General features: G+C 60.5%; 2 protein-coding genes and 1 pseudogene. 2 read left to right on the top strand and 1 reads right to left on the bottom strand.

The window, feature by feature from the left end; all coding sequences use genetic code 11:
- The first annotated feature begins 111 nt into the window (after nucleotides 1–111).
- Nucleotides 112–438, top strand: a complete 327-nt coding sequence (locus AB4Z11_RS29435) for a hypothetical protein (RefSeq protein ID WP_442029380.1) — start codon at nucleotides 112–114, stop codon at nucleotides 436–438.
- A 77-nt stretch (nucleotides 439–515) separates the two neighbouring features.
- Here the strand turns inward: AB4Z11_RS29435 and AB4Z11_RS29430 are convergent, their stop codons facing one another.
- Complete coding sequence (locus tag AB4Z11_RS29430; protein ID WP_442029378.1) at nucleotides 516–872, bottom strand: hypothetical protein; 357 nt, start codon at nucleotides 870–872, stop codon at nucleotides 516–518.
- A gap of 233 nt (nucleotides 873–1,105) precedes the next feature.
- Between AB4Z11_RS29430 and AB4Z11_RS29425 the strand changes: the two are divergent.
- Nucleotides 1,106–2,466 (top strand): annotated as a pseudogene (locus tag AB4Z11_RS29425) (bifunctional diguanylate cyclase/phosphodiesterase); the annotation flags it as partial.

The raw sequence follows: 2,466 nt of genomic DNA, 5'->3' as shown, positions 1-2,466 counted from the left end.
ACATTAATGGACTATGCTCAGTCCTATCATGAGCAGGTGGTAGCCGACTGGACGCAATACGCCGCCGCCTATCGCGCGGCGCTTCAGGCCCGCTCTGATCGATAAGCCGATATGAAAACAGTCAAGGGCACACTGTCAAACGTTATCGCGGCCGGGATGATTCTTGGCGGACTGCCCTTGCTTGCATTCGAGCTCCTGTTTTTGCAGCTCATGGCCGCAATGGAAGCGGGGCATCCTCGAGATGGTGATGCACTTGGCATGGCGATGATGTCTGCGCTGTCCTTCGCCATCGCAGCGTTAAGCCTGGCCATAGGCTTTGCATACTTTGGCTACAAGTTATTGCGTCGCCAGCAAGCGCCCAGGCTTTGGCACAAGATCGTCATCGGATGCCTGACGTTGGAAGTCATCGCACCATTTGCATATTTTGCCGTGTCGTAGAACTGTCGTCTTGTATGCATTACAGATGCGAAAGGCCCCGGGCGTGGACGCAGGATGTTCAGGTGYGGCCCCAGTAGCTAGGATAAGCGTCCGAAATTCAGGAAAGCCCAGGCGGCGGCAATGACGGCCATACCGGCCACGGTCACGCAGGACCAGGTGAAGAAGTAGGCCGACAGCACGGTCGCCTGCATGACGCGCTCGAACAGGAAGCCGAGGCCGAAGTCGAAGGTCGCCATGACGGTCCAGCGGCGGAAGTAGATGGGCAGGTAGCGGCTCATGTACTTGTTGTGCTGAAGCGCGGCGTGACGCTCGAACAAGTTACGCGCGGCGCTAACGTCGCGGAATAACCAGTCGAAAAACATGAAGCGATAGAGCAGGGTGCGGAACGGCATTTCCGGCGCGCGCTCGTCGCGTGGCGTCACTTCCTGTGTCATAAGACCTCCGGTTTGACAATGATGACTGAATGCGTCCGGCTGCGCCAGTCCATTACGGTGCAGCATGTCATGTTCCTGACATACAGAAGGATTATCATGCGCCACATTTGCGTGCTGGTTGTTTCCGAATGTCAAGATTAGTGTCAGATCGTTATTGGCCTTTGGCCCTGCCAGTGTTGGCTTTGCTGGCAGCGGTGGCGTATTGGCTGGTCGCATTCAATCAATCGGAACACGTGGCTCAGCAAACCGAACTGGCGGCCCGGCGCGAGCTGCGTCTGCACGCCGAGGCCTACGAACAATACGTCACCCGCACCATCGCGCAGATGGACCAGGTGACCATGCAGCTCAAGCACAGCTGGGAAGAGTCGGGCGGCAAGCTACAGCTGGATTCGCTGTACCGGGATGGCATGTTCACCGATCCGGCTTTCGTGGAAGTCAGCGTGTACGACCGCAACGGCCGCCTGCTGACGATTGCCGGACATGGCCAGCGCGGCGCAGGACTCGGTCCCCCGCGCTCCTTCGCCTACCATCAGTCGAATAATTCAAGCGCGCTGCGCATCGACATTCCAGCAGGCGACTACCGTGCCAATCAGAATCTGGTGCAATTCAGCCGCCGCCTGGACGATGCACAGGACGGCTTCGCAGGCGTCGTCGCGCTGGCGGTGGACGCTCGATATCTCACATCCTTTTACAGCCGCGCCGTGCTTGGCGCAGCCGGCGTGGTAGCGGTAACCGGTGATAACTCGGATCTGCGCCTGGAACAACACGGCGACCGCGTTCAACTGGCGCCCGGCGAATCAGTGTTCAGTGTGGCGCCAAACCTGAATAACAGCGGCGGCAATTCGCTGGTGCCCGGCACCGCCTTCCGCGACGGCGCCGACAGGTTGCTGAGCTGGCGTCACTCGACCGCCTATCCCGTGCTGGCCACCGCTGGCATGGCCGTCACTGAGGCGCTGGCGCCGGCCCGCGCCGACTGGACCGCCCGCCGGGAAGGCGCCTGGTGGTTCACCGCATTGGCCTTCGGTGTTGGCATTCTGGGTTGGCGCCAGACCGTGCGCCTGTTGCGCATGCGCCGTCAGGAAGCGGAGGCACGCCTTGCTTACCGCACGGCGACCGAACAGGCGAATGATGGCTTCTACCTCGCCATGGCTTTACGCGATGGCCGCAACGAAGTGATTGACTTCGAAGTCGTGGACTGCAATGAGCGCGGCGCCTATTTCTACAATATGAATCGCAGCCAGCTGATCGGCCGCCGGGTTTCGGAGCTGGACGCATCGGTGTTCGGCGGAAGCCTGCTGCCGGTGTATCAGGCCGCCATGAAGTCCGGTTTTCACGAAGACGAGCGCCAGATGGTCGGCGGCGCGCACATGAATATCAGCTGGGGACGCCGCCGCATCATCCGCGTCGGCGACAGTCTCGCGATCACGCTGCAGGACATGAGTGCCCGCAAGCTGTACGAAAGCGATATGGAGCGCCTGGCGAATCACGATATGCTGACCGGGCTGGCCAATCGCCATTGGCTGCAGCGCTATCTGCCGGGCGCAATCGCCAATGCGTCCGATCGGCAGGCCATGATGGGCCTGTTGTTCATCGG

Source organism: Pseudoduganella sp. RAF53_2 (genome assembly GCF_052113985.1).
GTDB lineage: Bacteria > Pseudomonadota > Gammaproteobacteria > Burkholderiales > Burkholderiaceae_D > Rugamonas.
Note: the sequence above shows the minus strand (reverse complement) of the source record. Positions and strands in the feature narration are given on the sequence as shown.